Origin of the sequence: Streptosporangium saharense, assembly GCF_014203715.1 — a bacterium.
GTDB classification, from domain to species: domain Bacteria; phylum Actinomycetota; class Actinomycetes; order Streptosporangiales; family Streptosporangiaceae; genus Streptosporangium; species Streptosporangium saharense.
Window position 1 is genome coordinate 229964 of sequence record NZ_JACHJP010000006.1, and the last position, 14465, is coordinate 244428.

General features: G+C 70.7%; 14 protein-coding genes. 6 read left to right on the forward strand and 8 right to left on the reverse strand.

Features of this window, described 5'->3' with window-relative positions; genetic code table 11:
• Positions 1–11 precede the first annotated feature (11 nt).
• The 5 genes from FHS44_RS26590 to FHS44_RS26610 all read right to left on the reverse strand — a co-directional run bounded on the left by FHS44_RS26590 (position 12) and on the right by FHS44_RS26610 (position 5257).
• On the reverse strand, positions 12–1889 hold the full coding sequence (locus FHS44_RS26590) for a S9 family peptidase (RefSeq protein WP_184719415.1): 1878 nt from the start codon (positions 1887–1889) through the stop codon (positions 12–14).
• 134 nt (positions 1890–2023) lie between these two features.
• Positions 2024–2920, reverse strand: coding sequence for an amino acid ABC transporter permease (locus FHS44_RS26595; protein ID WP_184719417.1), 897 nt, complete (start codon positions 2918–2920; stop codon positions 2024–2026).
• Positions 2917–3585, reverse strand: a complete 669-nt coding sequence (locus FHS44_RS26600) for an amino acid ABC transporter permease (RefSeq protein WP_184719419.1) — start codon at positions 3583–3585, stop codon at positions 2917–2919. Before FHS44_RS26600 ends, FHS44_RS26595 begins: the two co-directional genes overlap by 4 nt.
• Positions 3586–3640: 55 nt before the next feature.
• On the reverse strand, positions 3641–4456 hold the full coding sequence (locus tag FHS44_RS26605) for a glutamate ABC transporter substrate-binding protein (protein WP_184719421.1): 816 nt from the start codon (positions 4454–4456) through the stop codon (positions 3641–3643).
• 45 nt (positions 4457–4501) lie between these two features.
• Complete coding sequence (locus FHS44_RS26610; RefSeq protein ID WP_281401598.1) at positions 4502–5257, reverse strand: amino acid ABC transporter ATP-binding protein; 756 nt, start codon at positions 5255–5257, stop codon at positions 4502–4504.
• A 192-nt stretch (positions 5258–5449) separates the two neighbouring features.
• Between FHS44_RS26610 and miaB the strand changes: the two genes are divergently transcribed.
• On the forward strand, positions 5450–6949 hold the full coding sequence (gene miaB / locus FHS44_RS26615) for a tRNA (N6-isopentenyl adenosine(37)-C2)-methylthiotransferase MiaB (protein WP_184719423.1): 1500 nt from the start codon (positions 5450–5452) through the stop codon (positions 6947–6949).
• Positions 6950–6956: 7 nt separating this feature from the next.
• Here the strand turns inward: miaB and FHS44_RS26620 are convergent, their stop codons facing one another.
• Complete coding sequence (locus tag FHS44_RS26620; protein ID WP_184719425.1) at positions 6957–7400, reverse strand: hypothetical protein; 444 nt, start codon at positions 7398–7400, stop codon at positions 6957–6959.
• Positions 7401–7673: 273 nt separating this feature from the next.
• Here FHS44_RS26620 and FHS44_RS26625 point away from each other — a divergent pair, with 273 nt between their 5' ends.
• Positions 7674–8351 carry a class III extradiol ring-cleavage dioxygenase family protein gene (locus tag FHS44_RS26625; protein WP_184719427.1) on the forward strand — a complete coding sequence of 226 codons (678 nt, stop codon included), beginning with the start codon at positions 7674–7676 and terminating at the stop codon, positions 8349–8351.
• A 4-nt stretch (positions 8352–8355) separates the two neighbouring features.
• Here the strand turns inward: FHS44_RS26625 and FHS44_RS26630 are convergent, their stop codons facing one another.
• Positions 8356–9285, reverse strand: coding sequence for a ribonuclease Z (locus FHS44_RS26630; RefSeq protein WP_184719429.1), 930 nt, complete (start codon positions 9283–9285; stop codon positions 8356–8358).
• A gap of 83 nt (positions 9286–9368) precedes the next feature.
• Between FHS44_RS26630 and FHS44_RS26635 the strand changes: the two genes are divergently transcribed.
• Entirely contained in the window at positions 9369–9887 is a 519-nt protein-coding gene (locus tag FHS44_RS26635; RefSeq protein WP_312863823.1) for a methylated-DNA--[protein]-cysteine S-methyltransferase, read from the forward strand.
• 34 nt (positions 9888–9921) lie between these two features.
• On the opposite strand, the gene FHS44_RS26640 is transcribed toward FHS44_RS26635, so the two are convergent.
• A complete protein-coding gene (locus tag FHS44_RS26640) occupies positions 9922–10224 on the reverse strand; it encodes an antitoxin (protein ID WP_184719431.1) in 303 nt (100 codons plus the stop codon).
• Positions 10225–10297: 73 nt separating this feature from the next.
• On the opposite strand from FHS44_RS26640, the gene miaA reads away from it, so the two are divergent.
• The 3 genes from miaA (at position 10298) to FHS44_RS26655 (ending at position 14440) form a co-directional block, all read left to right on the forward strand.
• Complete coding sequence (gene miaA / locus FHS44_RS26645; protein ID WP_312863824.1) at positions 10298–11203, forward strand: tRNA (adenosine(37)-N6)-dimethylallyltransferase MiaA; 906 nt, start codon at positions 10298–10300, stop codon at positions 11201–11203.
• Positions 11204–11223: 20 nt separating this feature from the next.
• Entirely contained in the window at positions 11224–12030 is an 807-nt protein-coding gene (gene dapF / locus FHS44_RS26650) for a diaminopimelate epimerase (protein ID WP_184719435.1), read from the forward strand.
• Positions 12031–12163: 133 nt separating this feature from the next.
• The gene (locus FHS44_RS26655) at positions 12164–14440 is read left to right on the forward strand and encodes a tetratricopeptide repeat protein (protein ID WP_184719438.1); all 2277 of its coding nucleotides are present in this window, start codon (positions 12164–12166) and stop codon (positions 14438–14440) included.
• Positions 14441–14465: the final 25 nt, after the last annotated feature.

The following is a 14465-nucleotide window of genomic DNA, read 5'->3' on the forward strand; positions in this document are numbered from 1 at the left end:
GGGACCAAACGTCAGGGACGGAACAGCTGCTGGTAGAACGCCAGCTCCGTAGCCAGGGCCGTGCTTCGGGTCTCGGCGCGGCGGAAGCCGTGCGACTCTCCCTCGAAGGTGAGGTAGGTGCACGGGACACCGCGTTCGGCCAGCGCGTCGGCGAAGGCCTGCGACTGCGCCGGAGGCACCACGGGGTCGGACAGTCCCTGCAGCAGGAGCATCGGGCACGTCACCTCGGAGACCCGGGCGAGTGGTTCGCGGGAGCCGTACAGGACGGGGTCCGTGCCGACCAGCCAGTCGATGTAGCGGGACTCGAAGTCGTGGGTGGTGGTCACGAACGGGGCGAGCGCGCTCACGCCGAAGTAGGAGACGCCGCCCGCGAACGCGTCGGAGGCGCAGCAGGCGGCCATGACGGTCCAGCCGCCCGCGCTGCCGCCCCTGATCGCGATCCGCTTCGGGTCGGCGAGCCCTTCGGCGGCCAGCCACTGCGCCGCGGAGACGGCGTCCTCGACGTCGACAACTCCCCACTCGCCGTGCAGCAGCTCGCGGTAGGCGCGGCCGTACCCGGTCGAGCCGCCGTAGTTGAGGTCGAGCACCCCGATGCCCCTGCTGGTGAAGAAGGCCTTCTCCAGGTCGAGCGCGCTGATGCTGTGCGCGGTCGGGCCGCCGTGGACGAACACCACGTACGGCGCCGCCCCCTGCCCCTGGGCCTCCGGGCTGGTCGGCGGGTAGACGATCGCGTGCACCCGGCGCCCCGAGCTGCCCTCGAACTCGACGCTCCTGGGGACGGGCAGGTAGGCGGGGTCGGGCAGCTCGGTGACGTCGCGCCGGAACTCCTCGGTCTTCCCCGTCGCGGGGTCGAGCCTGACGACGGCGCGGGGGATCGCCGGGCCGTAGGCGATCGCGGCCACCGTCCGCCCGTCGCAGGACAGGGACGGGTGCCAGCCGTCATAGGGGGTGTCCAGGTCGGTCAGCGTGCCGTCCTCGGGGTCGAGCACGCCCACGCGCAGGTCACCCCGGCCGTGCAGCAGGACGATCCGCCCGTCGGCCAGCGGCGCGTACGGTGCCCCGCCGAGCTGCCAGAGCGGTCCGGCGCACTCCTCGTCGATGGGGTGGAGCGCCCGCGCGGGGGAGCCGCCGAGGCCGCTCAGGTAGAGGTTCCACCAGCCTGAGCGGTCGGAGACGAAGTACAGGCTCCGGTCGTCACGCCAGTGGGGGGCCAGGACCGACTCCTCAAGCCCCCCGGCCACCGTGCTGGTCAGGCCGTCCGACAGCCGGGTGACCCGGATCTCGGTGCCGTTCCACGGCATACGGGGGTGGTCCCAGCAGACGTAGGCCAGGTGCTCGCCGTCGGGCGACAGGACGGGGAAGGCGTAGAAGTCGCTTCCGCCGACCAGCTCGCGGGGCTCGGACCCGCCGTCCAGCGGGATGGAGACGATCGAGCGGCTGACCCGCCCGTCGTCGTGGTGCCGCTCGCGCACGCACAGGATCCGCCCGTCGTGGACGGTCATGTCCGCGTAACGCAGACCGCACTCGGGCTTGGGCTCCGGCGTGACGGGCACGGGCTCGGCGCCGGGGGACAGCAGGTAGAGGCGCTGGTCGGCGAAGTTCGTGAACACCAGGCCGCCACCGGGGACCAGGGCGTAGGGCCGCCCGCCGTACTCGTGGACGCGCGTCCTGGCGTTCCACGGGGCGGCCAGGAGCTGTGTGCGCGTGCCGTCGGAGTCCTGCCGCACGATCGTGGTGCGGCCGCCCTCAAGGGGACGGTCCTCGGTCCACCACGTCTGGGTGCCGGACACCGTCGGGAACCCCAGGCGCAGCCCTGACCGGGCGACACCCGTGGTCGAGATCGGAGAGGGCCAGGTACCGTACGGCCGGACGGCCTGCTCGGGGGACATGGCGCCATCCTGCCCGATAACCCGTCGCCTGTCGCCGGTATGGTCCTCATCCCTCGTGGCGTGCGGAAATTCGTCTCCCGTGGTCACCTGACGCAGCCTCCCAAACAGTGATGATCAGCTTTTCCCGGGCGCCGTCAGTCGACCGCGGAGACGCCGGGGGTCGTACCGGCCACCACGATCGCCCCCGGGGGCTCGACCGGCGTGGCCGTGGTCTTACGACTGCGGCGGCTGCGTCGCTCCAGCCAGGTGGCGACGGCGCCGACGACCAGGTTGATGATGATGTAGACGACCGCGATGACGATCACGGAGGGGATGAGGTTGTTGAAGTTGGACGGCAGCACCCGCGCCCCCGCGTTCAGCAGGTCCTCGAAGGAGACGATGAAGCCCAGCGCCGTGTCCTTCAGGAGCACAACGAGCTGCGAGACGATCGCCGGCATCATCGCCGTGACGGCCTGCGGCAGCAGGATCATCCGCATGACCTGGCCCTTGCGCAGGCCGACGGCGTAGGCCGCCTCCGACTGGCCGCGTGGCACGGCCTGGATGCCCGCCCGCACGATCTCGGCCAGCACGGAGCCGTTGTACAGGACTAGGCCGACGACCACGGCGGCGAACGGCGTCACGGTGAGCCCGAAGACCGCGCTTCCGCCGTACATCACCGCGAAGATCATGATGAGCAGCGGGATCGCCCTGAAGAACTCGACGACCACCCCGGCGGGGACGCGGATCAGGGCGTGGTCGGACAGCCGCCCGATGCCCAGGACGAACCCGAACGGCACCGCGATCAGCGAGGCGACCAGCGCGGCGCTCAGGGTGTTCAGCAGGCCCGGCACGATCAGGTTGATCCACACGTCGCCCCGCAGGAACGGCGTCCACAGGGCCGGGTCGAGCTGGTTCTTCTCGCCCAGCTTGGCCACCATCGTGTAGGCGGCCAGCAGCGCGACCACGACGACCACCACCGTGAGCACGGTGTTGCGCGCTCGGGCGCGGGGGCCGGGGGCGTCGTAGAGGATGTCGGTCGAGCGTGTGCTCATCGGACCACCGCCAGGCGCCTGGACAGCCAGGTGAACAGCAGCCCGGTCGGCAGGGTCAGCACTAGGAAGCCGAGCGCGAACCCGAAGAAGATCGGGACGACCGCGTCGCCGTGCGCCTCGAAGAGTGTCTTCATCGTCAGGGACGCCTCGGTGACGCCGATGGCCGCGGCGATCGTGGTGTTCTTGGTCAGCGCGATCAGGATGCTGCCCAGCGGGGCGACCACCGCGCGCAGCGCCTGGGGCAGCACGATCAGCCTGAGGTTCTGGGAGAAGGTCAGGCCGATGGCGCGGGCCGCCTCCGCCTGGCCGACCGGCACGGTGTTGATCCCGGACCTGATCGCCTCGCAGACGAACGCGGCCGTGTAGGCCGACAGGCCGATGATCGACAGCCAGAGGTAGTTGGTGGACAGGCTCGTGGAGAACGAGACGTCCAGGACCAGGCCGAGACCGAGTCCGCAGAACACGATCACCAGGGTCAGCGGGGTGTTCCGCAGGATGTTGACGTAGGCCGTGCCGATGCCGCGCAGCACGGGCAGCGGGCTGACCCGCATCGCGGCCAGGATCGTCCCGAGGACCAGCGCCGCGGCCCCGCTGGCGAGCGTGAGCCGGATGGTCAGCCAGAAGGCGTTCAGGATGACCGGGAATTCGTCGAGGAGTGCCTGCACTCGTCCCTCCAGGGAGACCCCGGGCCGGGGACGCGTGCCCCGGCCCGGGGGTGGGTCAGTAGCGCTCGATGGCGGGCGGCGTGGTGAAGAACTTGCCGAACTCCCCGAAGTTGGCGTCCACGGCCTTCTTCCAGCTGCCGTCGGCGAACATCTTCTCGAGGGCCTTGTTGATCTTCTCGCGGGTGTCCTTGTCGTCGAGCTTCAGGCCGATGCCGTACTTCTCCTCGGAGAAGGGCTTGCCGACGAGGCGGAACTTGCCCGGCGACTGGGTGGCGAACCCGGCGAGGATCGTCGCGTCCGTGGAGATCGCGTCGACCTGCTTGTTCTCCAGCAGCGGCAGGCAGGCGCCGTAGCCCTGCTGCTCGATGAGGTACTGGCTCTTCCACGCCTCGCCGAACTTGTCCACCAGGCGCTTGGGCGAGGAGGAGCCCTGGGCGCCGCACACCTTCTTGTTCCTCAGGTCCTCCTCACCGTTGATCGTCGTGTCGTCCGCGCGGGTCAGGACGTCCTGCCCGGTGATGAGGTACGGCCCGGCGAAGGAGATCTTCTTCTTGCGGTCGTCGGTGATCGAGTAGGTCGCGGCGACGATGTTGACCTGGCCCTGCTGGATGAAGGGCTCCCGGTTGGCCGAGATGGCCTCCTTGAACTCGATCTGGTTGTCCTGGTAGCCGAGCTCCTTGGCGACGTATCTCGCCACGTCCACGTCGAAGCCCTTGAACGAACCGTCCGGCTGCTTCTGACCGAGTCCTGGCTGGTCGAACTTGATGCCCACGACGAACTTGCCGCCGCCGCTCCCGCCGCCGCACGCGGTGAGCCCGGCCACCATGGCCGCCACGGCGACAAGCACGGTCCCGGCACGCTTTACACGCATCCTGCTACCTCGTCTTCCCTTATTTCCTTGAGAAACCTGGTGGCCCTAGTGCGTAAGGATCTTGGAGAGGAAGTCCCTGGCCCGGTCGGTCCTGGCGGAGGTGAAGAACTCCTGAGGGGTGCTCTCCTCGACGATGCTGCCCTCGGCCATGAACACCACCCGGTCGGCCGCGCGGCGGGCGAACCCCATCTCGTGGGTGACGACCATCATCGTCATGCCGTCTGCGGCCAGGCCGATCATGACGTCGAGCACCTCCTGGACCATCTCCGGGTCCAGCGCCGAGGTCGGCTCGTCGAACAGGATCATCTTGGGGTTCATGGCCAGGGCGCGGGCGATGGCCACGCGCTGCTGCTGGCCGCCCGAGAGCTGGGCGGGATACTTCGCCGCCTGGGCTCCGATGCCGACCCGGTCGAGTAACTCCATGCCCAGCGCGCGGGCCTTGGCCTTGGCCATGCCCCGCACCTTGGTCGGGCCGAGGGTGACGTTCTCCAGGATCGTCTTGTGCGCGAACAGGTTGAAGGACTGGAACACCATGCCGACCTCGGCCCTGAGCATGGCCAGCGCCCTGCCCTCGGCGGGCAGCGGCCGTCCGTCGAAGGTGACCGTCCCCCCGTCCACGGTCTCCAGCCTGTTGATCGTCCGGCACAGGGTGGACTTTCCGCCTCCCGAGGGGCCGATGACCACGACGACCTCTCCTCTGGAGATCGTCAGATTGATGTCACGCAGGACGTGCAGGTTGCCGAAATGCTTGTTCACGTTCGTGAGGACGACCAGAGGAGTCGCTTCCCCGTTCTCCGTCATGAAACACAACGTAAATCTGTAACCGGCACCTCGGGCTAACCCTGAGGTACCGATCAGATCACATCCCCCTTACTCAGGGTAAAGATTTGCTGTTTTCTGTCATATCTCGACGAGACTCGTGGCGTTAAGTAGCCGATCGAGCGGTCTCGGGCCGTACCTCGGGGTCGGCGGAGCGCCTACCCTTGTCTTGAGATGACTGCCACCGTGGAGAGCGCCCGCACGTACGAGGTTCGTACCTACGGGTGCCAGATGAATGTGCACGACTCCGAGCGCCTTTCCGGCCTCCTGGAGGACGCGGGCTACGTCCCCGCGCCCGAGGGGCAGGTCGCCGACGTGGTCGTGTTCAACACCTGTGCCGTGCGAGAGAACGCCGACAACCGGCTCTACGGCAACCTCGGGCACCTGCGCCCCTCGAAGGTCGGCAACCCCGGCATGCAGATCGCCGTGGGCGGCTGCCTGGCGCAGAAGGACCAGGGAGAGATCGTCCGCAGGGCGCCCTGGGTCGACGTGGTCTTCGGCACGCACAACATCGGCTCGCTGCCGGTGCTCCTCGAACGCGCGCGCGTCCAGCAGGAGGCGCAGGTCGAGATCAAGGAGTCGCTGGAGACCTTCCCGAGCACGCTGCCGACCAAGCGCGAGTCGGCCTACGCCGCCTGGGTCTCGATCTCCGTCGGGTGCAACAACACCTGCACCTTCTGCATCGTGCCCTCGCTGCGTGGCAAGGAGAAGGACCGCCGCCCCGGCGACATCCTCAACGAGGTGCGGACCCTGGTCGACCAGGGGGTCCTGGAGATCACCCTGCTCGGCCAGAACGTCAACACCTACGGCGTCGAGTTCGGCGACCGGCTCGCCTTCGGCAAGCTCCTGCGGGCCTGCGGCGACGTCGAGGGCCTGGAGCGGGTCCGCTTCACCAGCCCGCACCCGGCCGCGTTCACCGACGACGTCATCGCGGCCATGGCCGAGACACCCAACGTGATGCACCAGCTCCACATGCCCCTGCAGTCCGGCTCCGACCGGGTCCTGAAGGCGATGCGCCGCTCCTACCGGGCCGAGCGCTACCTGGGCATCATCGAGCGCGTTCGCGCCGCCATGCCCGACGCGGCCATCTCGACCGACATCATCGTCGGCTTCCCCGGCGAGACCGAGGAGGACTTCCAGGAGACCCTGGAGGTCGTGCGCCGTTCCCGCTTCGCCAACGCCTTCACCTTCCAGTACTCCATCCGTCCCGGCACGCCCGCGGCGACCATGGACGGCCAGGTGCCCAAGGAGGTCGTGCAGGAGCGCTACGAGCGTCTCGTGGCCCTGCAGAACGAGATCTCCTGGGAGGAGAACCGCGGGCAGGTCGGCAGGACGCTCGAAGTCCTGGTCGCCGAGGGCGAGGGCCGCAAGGACGAGGCGACCAACCGCCTGTCGGGCCGTGCCCCCGACAACCGTCTGGTCCACTTCACCCCCGGAGCCGAGGTGCCCAGGCCCGGTGACACGGTCCGCGTCGAGGTCACCTACGCCGCGCCGCACCACCTGGTGGCCGACGGCCCCGTCCTTGAGCTGCGCCGTACCCGCGCGGGCGACGCCTGGCAGGCCAGGCAGGGCGCCCCCGCGTCCGGCGGAGCGGGGGTCATGCTCGGCATGCCGTCGATCGGCCGTCCCGCGGCTCCCGAGGTCCAGGACTCCGGCTGCTCCGTCCGCTCCTGAGCGACGCTCAGCGGCCGGAGAGCCCGTCGAGCACGGCCTCGCAGTAGGCGCGGCGCAGGCCGTCCAGCATGGCGCAGATGCCCTGCCGCACGGGCCTCTTCCTGGGCGTCGCGGGCCGTCTGACCTTCGTCTTCGGACGCTGTGCGTTCTGGCGGGGAGCCGTACGCGCCCGGCCCCACGTCGCGTGCTCCGGCGCGCGGCCCGCGGGGCGGGCCACGGGCGGCACGAGCACGACCGCGGACCTCGGCGGCAACCGAAGCCGCTGGGGGTACGGCTCGGCCTCGGGCAACCCCGTGACGACCCGGCTGAGACCGGGGTCGGGCCCCGGGGCGGGCGGCCGTGGCGCGTCGGTGACGATCGCGACGCTGACCCCCGCGACTCCCGCGGCCACCAGCACACTCGCCAGAGCGTACGGCCAGGCGTACGGCGCGGCCCTCCCGGAGTCTGACAAGCCGCACTTCCTTCCTGGGAGCCGGGGACGTTTCGCGTCGTCCAGTTTGACGGGCGACCGAGGGGTCCTGTGCGGGTTTCCCCTGGAGAACGGGTATTTCCCGGCCTTTTCCTGGACGGCCTTCCCGGTGGGCGCGAAACCCGGTGAAGATGAAACACCAGAAATGGAGCGATCCATTTGGTGCGCGTGATACGGGACGGCAGTGAGAAAACCAGGAAATCGCGGAAATGTGAGGGGTGCGGGGCGCCCGAGGCGCTCCGTTAGTCTGGCGGGGTGCTTGTCGCCGCGGCGGTCTGCCCGCATCCCCCGTTGCTGTTGCCGGAGCTGGCCGGTGCCGCCGCCGTCGAGCTCGACGGGCTGAGGGCCGCCTGCGCGGCCGCGCTCCACGCCCTGCGCGAGGCCGGGCCCGAGGCGGTCGTGGTGGTCGGCGGCGCCTCCCACGCCGGGACGTACGGCCCGCACGCCGCGGGAAGCCTGGCCCCCTGGGGAGCCGACGTCGTGGTCGGCACCGGCGAGCCCGTGCTTCCGCTGTCCCTGACGGTCGGCCGGTGGCTGCTCGACAGGGAGGGGATGACCGCCTCCGCCTTCCACGCCGTGCCGTTCGACGCGCCAGAGGAGGAGTGCGCGCGGCTGGGGGCGCGGCTGGCCACCGAGCACGACAGGGTCGCGCTGCTGGTCATGGCCGACGGCTCGGCCCGCCTTACCGAGAAGTCGCCGGGCTATCTGGACCCGAGGGCGCTGCCGTACGACGCGATGATCGTCGAGGCGCTGGGGCGGGGTGAGGTGCCGGAGCTCGACCCCGGGCAGGCGGAGGAGCTGTGGGTCCAGGGCAGGGCCGCGCTGCGGGTCCTGGCGGGGGCGGGCGGTCCCCCCGAGGGGCTCGCGGGGAAGGTCCTCTACGCCGACGCTCCTTATGGCGTCGGCTACTTCGTCGCCAGCCTGGTCTCCTGAGGGTTCACCCCACCACGCGGCGGGGGACGGCGATCCGCTCCAGGTCGTGGGCCAGGACGACGTCGCCGTCGAAGTGGCGCCGCGCCTCGTCGAGGAACCGGGGCTCCTCGTCCGGGCCGTAGCGCTCCGACAGGTGCGTCAGGACGAGGCGGCGCACCCCCGACTCGGCGGCGACCAGGCCCGCCTGCTCCGCGGTCAGGTGGCCGTACCGCGAGGCCAGCTCGGTCTCCCCGGACAGGAACGTGGACTCGATCACCAGCAGGTCCACCCCCTCGGCCAGGGCGAACACCCCCTCGCACAGCCGGGTGTCCATGACGAAGGCGGCGCTCTGGCCGGGACGCGGCCTTGAGCACTCCTCAAGCCTGACCGTCGCGCCGTCGGGGGCGACGACCGTGCCCGTGCGCTGCAGCTCACCGATCGCAGGGCCGCGAACCCCCCGCTCCGCCAGCAGCTCGGGAACCATCCGGTGGCCGTCCGGCTCGTCGAGGCGGTAGCCGTAGGAGTCGACCGGGTGGGACAGCGGACGGGCCGTGAGGGTCACCGGTCCCGCGTCGAGCCGCGCCTCTTCCCCGGAGACGGGATGCTCGACGATGACCTCGGTGTCGGCGAAGGAGGAGGCGTGCCGCAGCCGCCGCCAGTAGACCTCCCCGCTCGCCGGGAAGACCGCGGAGACCCGGTGGGAGACCCCGTCCCTGGCGATGCGCTGGACGATCCCGGGGACGCCGAGACAGTGGTCGCCGTGGAAGTGCGTGACGCAGATCCAGGTGACGTCGTGCGAGCCGACACCCGCGAACAGCATCTGACGCTGGGTGCCCTCACCGGGATCGAACAGGAAGCCCTGGCCGTCCCAGCGCAGGAGATAGCCGTTGTGGTTGCGGTGACGGGTGGGGACCGCGCTTGAGGTGCCGAGGACGACGAGTTCACGGTGGGACACGACCCGATGCTAGGGGACCGTGATCATCGGGAGGGAATACGGCTCGGTGGGGCGCTCTTTCATGAAGAATGATGACAGGAACCGTGGCGTTCGGGACGGTCCAGACGCCTCTGGGGGAGATGCTCGCCGCCGTCACCGAGGACGGCGTCGCCGGGGTCGGCTGGACCCACAGAAGCACGGGGCTCAGGGCGCGCATGCTGGAGGGACTCGGCCTGGCCGAGATCGACGACCCGGGCAGGACGGAACCCGTGCTCGGCGAACTCGCCGAGTACTACGCGGGCAGGCTGCGGACCTTCGGCGTCCCGGTGGACTGGCGGCTGACCTCACCCGTCCAGCGCAGGGTGCTCGGCACGCTGTACGAGACGGTCGCCTACGGCAAGGCCGTGACGTACGGCGAGCTCGCCACCCGCAGCGGAACCGGCGTCCCGGCGCGGGCCATCGGGTCGATCATGGGGGCCAACCCCATCCCGATCATCGTTCCCTGCCACCGGGTGGTCGCGGGCAACGGGCTCGGCGGGTTCAGCGGGGGAGAGGGCGTGGAGTCCAAGCGGTGGCTGCTCACCCTGGAGGGCTATCTGCAGCCGACCCTCGACTGGGACTGAGCACCCCCGGCCCCCGCGTAACCCCCTGATGTCCTCAGACGGCGGGCGGGTCGACCCTGCCCTCGTCGGAGCGGCCCTGACCCGGGTGTGTCCGGGGATCGTTCTGCGAGCCGTACGGGGCGTTCTGCCCTGAAGGCCGCTGCACGCCTTCCGGCTCGTCGATTCTGTCGGCCATCTCCTTCGCCTTGGTGGCCGCGGTGTCGATGTGCTGGTCGTATTTGCCGCCCGTCTTCTCCTTGGCCATCCGCGCCGCCTGGTCCACGCCCTGCTTGGCGAGTTCCTCGGCCTTGGCGCTGTGGTCACCGAGCATGCTCTTGACCTTGTCGAAGATCGACATGGGTGTGTCCCCCGATCCGGTTCGACGAATCATCGTCCTCATGCATACCCAGGGAGTTGACACACTTATCACCGTGCGCCAGCTACCAGTCATCGCCGTCGTGGGCCCAACCGCGGCGGGAAAGTCCGATCTCGCCGTCGACCTCGCCCTCGAACTGGGGGGTGAGGTGATCAACACCGACTCCATGCAGCTCTACCGGGGGATGGACATCGGGACGGCCAAACTGACCCCGGAGGAGCGGCGCGGGGTCCCGCACCACCTGCTCGACATCTGGGAGGTGACCAGGACCGCGAGCGTCGCCGAGTACCAGGCGCTGGCCAGGCCGCTGATCGACGACATGCTGGCGCGGGGGGTCGTGCCCGTCCTGGCCGGGGGGTCAGGGCTCTACGTGCGGGCCGCGCTCGACGACCTGGAGTTCCCCGGCACCGACCCCGGCATCCGGGCCCGCCTTGAGGCGGAGCTCGAACGCGTGGGCACCGCCCCGCTGTACGAACGGCTCCGCGACCTCGACCCGAAGGCCGCGGAGGCGATCCTGCCGGGCAACGGCCGTAGGATCGTCCGCGCCCTTGAGGTCATCGAGCTGTCCGGACGGCCGTTCTCGGCCACCATGCCCTCCTACGACGCGATCTACCACAGCGTCCAGCTGGGGGTCGAGGTGCCCAGGGAGGTCCTCGACGAGCGGGTGGCCGTACGGGTCGAGCGCATGTGGGAGGCGGGGCTGGTCGAGGAGGTCGGGCGGCTGGCCGCACACGGTCTCGCCGAGGGCCGTACGGCCAGCCGCGCGCTCGGCTACGCCCAGGTGCTGCGCTTCCTCGACGGCGAGTGGACCGAGGACCAGGCGAAACAGGAGACGATCAGGGCCACCCGCAGGTTCGTGCGCCGTCAGGAGTCGTGGTTCCGCCGCGACCCCCGGGTGCTCTGGCTGCCCCAGCGGGAGCCTGGCCTGTTGGGCAGGGCGCTGGCGCTGATACCCCGGTGACGCGCCGATAGAGTTGGGACATGCGATTTGTCAAGGGCCACGGCACAGAGAACGATTTCGTGATCATCCCCGACCTCGACGGCGAGGTGGAGCTCTCCGCGGCGTTCGTCGCCGCGGTGTGTGACCGGCACACGGGGATCGGCGCGGACGGCGTGCTGCACGTGATGCCCACCAAGCTCAGCCCCGAGGTCGCCGACCAGGCGGGCCAGGCCGAGTGGTTCATGGACTACCGCAACGCCGACGGCGGCGTCGCGCAGATGTGCGGCAACGGCGTGCGGGTCTTCGCCCGCTACCTGGTCGACTCGGGCCTGGCGGACGCCGGTGAGTTCGGGGTCGCGACCAGGGGAGGCGTCAAGCGCGTGCGGCTGGCCGAGACCGGCGACGTGACCGTGGAGATGGGCAGGCCGAAGACGTTCGGCGAGAGCGTCGCGACCGTCGCGGGCAAGCCCTACGAGGGGCTCCACGTGGACATGGGCAACCCCCACCTGGCGTGCGTCATCGGGGACCCGGTCGCCCAGCTCGACCTGTCCCACCAGCCCGCCTTCGACCCCGCCGTGTTCCCCGAGGGGGTGAACATCGAGCTGCTCAACCCGGTCGGGGAGCGCCGCGTGGTGATGCGGGTTTTCGAGCGCGGCTCGGGCGAGACGCGCTCCTGCGGGACTGGCGCCGTCGCCTCCGCCGTCGCCGCGGCCAGGCTGGCGGGGGAGACCACCGGCACCTGGGCCGTCGAGGTGCTCGGCGGCACGGTGACCGTCACCCTCGAAGAGGACACCAGCTATCTGGCCGGCCCCGCCGTACTGGTGGCCTCGGGAGAGCTGAACCTGTGAGGCGGCGCGGATTTCGTGGGAGCGCTCTCGCGGCCGGATGTGGCGAACTCCGCTGAACTGGTCGAATCGCATCGCCAATCGGGATGGCGCAGTCGTTTGGGGCATGGTCGCCGACCTGGCAGACTGACGTCCCATGGACGTGGACATCTGGGCCTGGGTGGGCGACACCCAGCGGCAACTGCACGAAGCCGGGAACACCGGCCTGGCCATGGCGATCGGCGACGTGCCCGCGCAGGCACTGGAGGGCCGGTACGCGCAGCTCGACGTGCTCGCGCCGGCCATCGCACAGCAGGCGCAGAACCTGGGGCTGCCCTGGCTGGAGTTCTACGCCCGCTACTGGCATCTGATCGGCCGCATCGGCGACCGCGCCCAGGGGGCGGTCGCCCTCGCCGACGCCGAGACGCTGGTCGAGTTCTCCCGGCGCGAGGACGTCCGTGACTGCCCCGGGGCGCCCGGAGCCGTGACGGCGCTGGCCCTCACCCAGGCGAACACCGACGGTCCCGGCTACGCCGCCGAGCGGCTGGCCGCCCTCGACGCCGTCGTGGTCGAGCCGGACTCGCTGGCCTTCTCCTCCGTCGCGGAGCAGTACGTCGCGGCGCTGCTGGACGCGGGCCGCGCCGAGGAGGCGGTCACCTACGCCGAGTCCGCGGTCGCCAGGCTCGGCGCCGTGGACAGGGAGGCGAGCTGGGAGCTCGGCGCCGCCTCCGCCCGCGCCCTGCTGGCCGCGGGCCGCGCCGAGGACGCGCTCACCGCGCTCGACGCGGCCGCCGGTTTCAAGCCCGACGACCCCGTGGCCAAGGAGCACCGCGAGGGCGTGCTGCGCTCGCTCGTGCTCGCCGTGCTCGGCAGGCCGCAGGAGTCCGTCGACGCGCTGCCCGACCTGGACGTCGTCGGCGACCACCCGCGGGTCTGGGCCGAGTGGGCGCGGGCCATCCGCGAGCTCGCCGGATTCGCGAAGATCACCAACACCTGGCAGCTCGGCCGGGTGCTCAAGCAGTGGATCGACTACTTCGCCATGATGGGCGGCTACCAGGCGCGGGTCGAGCTGGCGCTCGTCGCCGGGGACCTCGCGGTGAGCAGGCAGAGCGTCTGGCAGGCCAGGCTGCTCGCCGACATCGCCGAGTCCGCCGTCGGTGAGCTGAAGTCCCCGGGGAACGTCGCGGAGCGGATCGCCGCGCTGCGTGTCGCCGCGGACGCGGTTACCGAGCCCGAGGCCCCCGGGCCCCAGGATGAGCTCGTCGAGTACTTCGACGCCGCGGACGGCTTCAACGCCGACCCCGAGCGCTGGGTCGGCTGGCTGGCGCCGCTGTCCGGTCAGGACCTGCTCGCCACCCGCAGGCACACCACCACGCTGGGCTTCCTCGGCTACCCGGCCAGGGGCGCCGACATCTACTGGACCATGCTGGTCGAGTCGGGCGACGTCGAGACCGCCGACCCGCAGGACGTCTCCTACCTCACCGGCCTGCTGATCGAGGCCCGTCAGGACGAGCGTCTCGAACAGCTCGCGCAGCGGCTTCCCGAGGCCCAGCGTCACCTGTCCCTCGGCCGTCTGTACCGCGCGCGGGAGCGCTGGGAGCAGGCCGCGACCGAGGGTGAGGCCGCGGCCGCCGCGGGCGCGGGCATCGAGGCGAGCCGCCTGTGGGCCGCCGCCGTACAGCAGAGCGGTGACAACGCCAAGGGCGCCGCGATCCTGCGTGACGTGCTCGACTCGGAGGAGACCGAGCCCGAGGACATCTGGCGGATGATCACCATGGCCACGGCCGCCGAGGATTGGGAGACCGTCCGCGCGGGCACCACCAAGCTCGGCATGCCGCTGAAGTCCACGGAGGGGCCGATCGAGGAGGAGATGGGCCTGGTGCGCATCGTCCTGCCCGCCCCCGACGGCGGCCAGCGCGTGGTCATCAGCGTGCGCACCGGCCCGGCGACGGCCCGGCTGGCCATCCCGCAGCCTCCCGGCCTTGACTACAACGCCGGTGACCTGGTCGTCTTCGACCCCCAACTGCTCGAACCGATCCCGGAGAACCCCGAGGAGCAGGAGGGCTTCATCCCGCCCTTCGCCGCGGTCAGCATGCTCCGCCCGGGTGGCTACACCAGCTGGTTCTTCGACGGCGCCGCTCCCAGCGAGGCCGACTGGACCGAGTTCAACGAGGTCATGGCCGAGCGCGGCTGGCCGATGTGGGTCTACAGCGACGACAACTACACCGTCGCGCACCCGACCTCCGGTGAGCGGCTGCCGGGCGTCTTCGGCTGGATCGCGATCCCGCCGGACGTCACGCCGGTCGAGCTCGACGCGGTGCTCGACGACGCGACCGAGCGCTGGGTGCACCCGCTGGCCTGGCTGGACCTCGCCAAGTCCGTGGACGTCGAGGTCGAACGGCACGAGCGCATCGTCAAGGAGTACGGCCTGTAACCCCGTGCCAGTGGCCGCCCGGGGC

Bases quoted from the DNA above. Each gene is read 5' to 3' on its own strand.
- FHS44_RS26610 (WP_281401598.1), bottom strand. From the start codon at position 5,257: ATGACGGAGAACGGGGAAGCGACTCCTCTGGTCGTCCTCACGAACGTG.
- FHS44_RS26605 (WP_184719421.1), bottom strand. From the start codon at position 4,456: ATGCGTGTAAAGCGTGCCGGGACCGTGCTTGTCGCCGTGGCGGCCATG.
- FHS44_RS26595 (WP_184719417.1), bottom strand. From the start codon at position 2,920: ATGAGCACACGCTCGACCGACATCCTCTACGACGCCCCCGGCCCCCGC.
- miaB (WP_184719423.1), top strand. From the start codon at position 5,450: ATGACTGCCACCGTGGAGAGCGCCCGCACGTACGAGGTTCGTACCTAC.
- dapF (WP_184719435.1), top strand. From the start codon at position 11,224: ATGCGATTTGTCAAGGGCCACGGCACAGAGAACGATTTCGTGATCATC.
- FHS44_RS26640 (WP_184719431.1), bottom strand. From the start codon at position 10,224: ATGTCGATCTTCGACAAGGTCAAGAGCATGCTCGGTGACCACAGCGCC.
- FHS44_RS26590 (WP_184719415.1), bottom strand. From the start codon at position 1,889: ATGTCCCCCGAGCAGGCCGTCCGGCCGTACGGTACCTGGCCCTCTCCG.
- FHS44_RS26655 (WP_184719438.1), top strand. From the start codon at position 12,164: ATGGACGTGGACATCTGGGCCTGGGTGGGCGACACCCAGCGGCAACTG.